The 4,268-nt window shown below is 68.4% G+C and carries 6 protein-coding genes; all 6 read left to right on the top strand.

Annotated elements, in window-relative coordinates; all coding sequences use genetic code 11:
• Positions 1-498: translation elongation factor Ts (gene tsf, locus ABNT58_RS02435; RefSeq protein ID WP_348751922.1), on the top strand; the 498-nt coding region annotated here is incomplete at its 5' end.
• Between the two features lie 78 nt (positions 499-576).
• Positions 577-1,287: a UMP kinase gene (pyrH, locus tag ABNT58_RS02430; RefSeq protein ID WP_348751921.1), complete on the top strand. Its 711-nt coding sequence runs from the start codon at positions 577-579 to the stop codon at positions 1,285-1,287.
• A 9-nt stretch (positions 1,288-1,296) separates the two neighbouring features.
• On the top strand, positions 1,297-1,857 hold the full coding sequence (frr, locus tag ABNT58_RS02425) for a ribosome recycling factor (RefSeq protein ID WP_348751920.1): 561 nt from the start codon (positions 1,297-1,299) through the stop codon (positions 1,855-1,857).
• Positions 1,854-2,588 (top strand): polyprenyl diphosphate synthase, encoded by a 735-nt coding sequence (gene uppS / locus ABNT58_RS02420; protein ID WP_348751923.1) that lies wholly within the window; start codon positions 1,854-1,856, stop codon positions 2,586-2,588. Before frr ends, uppS begins: the two co-directional genes overlap by 4 nt.
• Before the next feature lie 15 nt (positions 2,589-2,603).
• A complete protein-coding gene (locus tag ABNT58_RS02415) occupies positions 2,604-3,425 on the top strand; it encodes a phosphatidate cytidylyltransferase (RefSeq protein WP_348751919.1) in 822 nt (273 codons plus the stop codon).
• A gap of 13 nt (positions 3,426-3,438) precedes the next feature.
• Positions 3,439-4,268, top strand: an 830-nt coding sequence (gene dxr / locus ABNT58_RS02410) for a 1-deoxy-D-xylulose-5-phosphate reductoisomerase (RefSeq protein WP_348751918.1), incomplete at its 3' end; no start/stop codon positions are given.

Genomic DNA, 4,268 nt, shown 5'->3' with positions numbered 1-4,268 from the left:
GGCAAGATCGGCGAGAACATGTCGATCCGCCGCTTCAAGCGCTACGCCGACGGCGGCCAGCTGGCCAGCTACCTGCACGGCACCCGCATCGGCGTGATCGTCGAGTTCGACGGCGAGGCCGTGGCCGCCAAGGACGTGGCCATGCACGTGGCCGCGATGAAGCCGGCCGCGCTGTCGTCGTCGGAAGTCTCGGCCGAGCTGGTCGAGAAGGAACGCAAGATCGCCGCCGAGAAGGCCGCCGAATCGGGCAAGCCCGCCGAGATCGTCGCCAAGATGGTCGAAGGCTCGGTGCAGAAGTTCCTGAAGGAAGTCTCGCTGCTGGACCAGGTCTTCGTGAAGGCCGCCGACGGCAAGCAGACCGTGGCCGCCTACCTGAAGGGCGCCAGCACCAACGTCAAGGGCTTCACCCTGTACGTGGTGGGCGAAGGCATCGAGAAGAAGCAGGACGACTTCGCGGCCGAAGTGGCCGCGCAGGTTGCGGCGGCCAAGGGCCAGTAACCGACTGCAAAGCAAAGGGGCCGCCAACGCGGCCCCTTAAACTAAGAACAAGTTGAACATCGCTCACGGGGGAGCCGAATGCCGGCGTACAAGCGCATCCTGATCAAACTCTCCGGCGAAGCCCTGATGGGCGACGACCAGTTCGGCATCAACCGCGCCACCATGGTCCGCATGGTGCGCGAGGTGCACGAGGTCACCCAGCTGGGCTGCGAGGTGGCGGTGGTGATCGGCGGCGGCAACATCTTCCGTGGCGTGGCCGGCGGTTCGGTGGGCATGGACCGCGCCACCGCCGACTACATGGGCATGCTGGCCACGGTGATGAACTCGCTGGCCCTGGCCGACACCATGCGCCAGGAAGGCATGACGGCCCGCGTCATGTCCGCCATCGCGATCGACCAGGTGGTCGAGCCGTATGTGCGCCCCAAGGCGCTGCAGTACCTGGAAGAGGGCAAGGTCGTCGTGTTCGCCGCGGGCACCGGCAACCCCTTCTTCACCACCGACACGGCCGCTGCGCTGCGCGGTGCCGAGATCGGCGCCGAGATCGTGCTCAAGGCCACCAAGGTGGACGGCGTGTACACCGCCGACCCCAAGAAGGACCCGACGGCCACGCGCTACACCAGCATCTCGTTCGACGAGGCCATCATCAAGAACCTGCAGGTGATGGACGCGACCGCCTTTGCGCTGTGCCGCGACCAGAAGCTGCCGATCAAGGTGTTCTCCATCTTCAAGAGTGGTGCGCTCAAGCGAGTCGTGCTCGGCGAGGACGAGGGCACCCTGGTGCACGTCTGAGGAACCGACATGACCGTTGCTGACATCAAGAAGACCACCGAAGGCAAGATGGCCAAGTCCGTCGAAGCCTTCAAGACCGAAGTGCAGAAGATCCGCACCGGCCGTGCCCACCCGGGCATCCTGGACCAGGTGCAGGTGGAGTACTACGGCTCGCTGGTGCCCATCAGCCAGGTGGCCAACGTCACCCTGATCGATGCGCGCACGATCAGCGTCCAGCCCTGGGAAAAGGGCATGGGCCCGAAGATCGAGAAGGCCATCCGCGAAAGCGACCTGGGCCTGAACCCGGCTTCGCAGGGCGACCTGATCCGCGTGCCGATGCCGCCGCTGACCGAAGAGCGCCGCAAGGACCTGACCAAGGTGGTGCGCCACGCCAGCGAAGACGCCAAGGTGGCCGTGCGCAACCTGCGCCGCGATGCCAACGACCAGCTCAAGAAGCTGGTCAAGGACAAGGCCATCAGCGAAGACGACGAACGCCGCGCCCAGGACGACGTGCAGAAGCTGACCGACCGTACGATCGCCGAGATCGACCGCCTGACCCAGGCCAAGGAAGCCGAGATCCTGGCGGTCTGAGCGTGAGCGCCACTGTTCCGCGCCACGTCGCCATCGTGATGGATGGCAATGGTCGATGGGCCAAGAAGCGCTTCATGCCGCGCTTCTTCGGCCACAAGCAGGGCGTCGATGCGCTGGTGCGCACGGTGCAGGCCTGCGCCGACCGCGGGGTGGAGTACCTCACCGTCTTCGCCTTTTCCACCGAGAACTGGAAGCGCCCCACCGAAGAGGTGTCGGGCCTGATGGGCCTGGTGCTGGTGGCGGTGTCCAAGTACCTGGCCAAGCTGGCCGGCGAGGGCGTGCGCATCCGCATCGTGGGCGACCGTTCGGCCGTCTCCGACAAGGTGCGCCAGGCCTGGGAACAGGTGGAGTCCACCACCGCGCACAACACCCGCATCACGCTGATCGTGGCCTTCAACTATGGCGGCCGCTGGGACGTGGTGCAGGCGGCGCAGCAGGCCATCCGCGATGGCGTGCCGGCCGATGCGCTGGACGAGGTCAAGCTCGGCCAGTACATGGCCATGGGATTCGCGCCCGACCCCGACCTGTTCATCCGCACCGGCGGCGAAGTGCGCATCAGCAACTTCCTGCTGTGGCAGATCGCCTACTCGGAACTGCACTTCTCCGATTGCCTGTGGCCCGATTTCGGCGAAGCCGAACTCGACGCCGCCATCGCCGCCTATGCCGAGCGAGATCGTCGCTTCGGTGGCGTCAAGCCCACACCGGCTGCATCGCTTGCCGTCGGCCACTGAAGTCTTCGTCGTCCCATGCTCAAGCAGCGCGTGATCACGGCCGTGGTGCTGCTTGCAGTGCTGCTGCCCGCCTTGTTCGCCTCCAACCCGTGGCCCTTCGGCCTGCTCACGCTGGTGATGGTGGCCGCCGCGGGCTGGGAGTGGGGGCGGCTCAACGGCCTGGCCGGCGCTGCGGTGCTGATGGGCGCCGTGGTGGCGGCCCTGTGCGCCGCGGCCTGGTACGCGGGCCTCGTGCTCACGCTGTGGCCGCTGGTGGCCATCGCCTGGATCGTGGGCGCGGCGCTGGCGCTGCGTGCCGGCCCTGGCGGCTGGCCCAAGGCGCCTGCCGCGCTGCGCTGGGTGCTGGGCGTGCTGATGCTGTGCGCCGCCTGGCTGGCGATGACCCAGGGCAAAGCGCTGGGCCTGAACTTCCTGCTGTCGGTGTTGTGCCTGGTGTGGACGGCCGACATCGCCGCCTACTTCGCTGGGCGGGCGTTTGGCCGCCGCAAGCTGGCGCCCACCATCAGCCCCGGCAAGAGCTGGGAAGGTGTGTACGGCGGCATGGCCGGCGTGCTGCTGCTGGCGGTGCTGTGGTCGCTGGCCGATGCGCACTTTGCGCCGGCATCCTTGAGCCTGTACAGCCTGCTACCGGCGCGCCTGGGCTGGCCGCTGGCGGTGCTGGCGCTGCTGGTGCTGGCTGCGATGAGCGTGGCCGGCGACCTGTTTGAATCCCTGGTCAAGCGCGCGGCCGGCGCCAAGGACAGCAGCCAGCTGCTGCCCGGCCACGGCGGCGTGCTCGACCGCATCGACGCGCTGCTGCCGGTGCTGCCCATCGCGCTGGCCCTGGCCACGCTCTGATCCTTTCCCGACCATGAATCCGCGCCAGCGTCTGACCATCCTCGGCTCCACCGGCTCCATCGGCACCAGCACGCTGGACGTCGTCGGCCGCCACCCCGACCGCTTCGAGGTGTTTGCGCTCACCGCCCATGCCAAGGTCGACGAGCTGGCGGCCCAGTGCGCCCGCTGGCGCCCGCGCTACGCGGCCCTGCCCACCGAAGCCCTTGCCACCGCGCTGCGCGACAAGCTGCGGGCCGAAGGCGTGCCCACCGAGGTGCTGGCCGGCCCGCAGGCCTTGTGCGACCTGGCCAGCCACCCCGAGGTGGATGCGGTGATGGCCGCCATCGTCGGTGCCGCCGGCCTGCCGCCGTGCCTGGCCGCGGCGCGCGCCGGCAAGCGGCTGCTGCTGGCCAACAAGGAAGCGCTCGTGGTGGGCGGCGCGCTGTTCATGCGCGCGGTGCAGCAGGGCGGGGCCACGCTGCTGCCGATCGACAGCGAGCACTCGGCCATCTTCCAGTGCCTGCCCGAAGACCGCAGCACCTGGGCCCAGCGCATCGACCACATCGTGCTCACCGCGTCGGGCGGCCCCTTCCGCGACCGCGATCCGGCCACGCTGGCCGACATCACGCCCGACCAGGCCTGCGCCCATCCCAACTGGGTGATGGGCCGCAAGATCTCGGTGGATTCGGCCACGATGATGAACAAGGCGCTGGAGGTGATCGAGGCGCGCTGGCTGTTCGACCTGCAGCCCGAGCAGGTGCGCGTGGTGGTGCACCCGCAAAGCATCATCCATTCGATGGTGGTGTGCCGCGACCACTCGGTGCTGGCGCAGCTGGGCACGCCCGACATGCGGGTGCCGATCGC

The organism is uncultured Aquincola sp., assembly GCF_964001545.1.
Classification (GTDB): Bacteria; Pseudomonadota; Gammaproteobacteria; order Burkholderiales; family Burkholderiaceae_C; genus Aquincola.
Note: the sequence above shows the minus strand (reverse complement) of the source record. Positions and strands in the feature narration are given on the sequence as shown.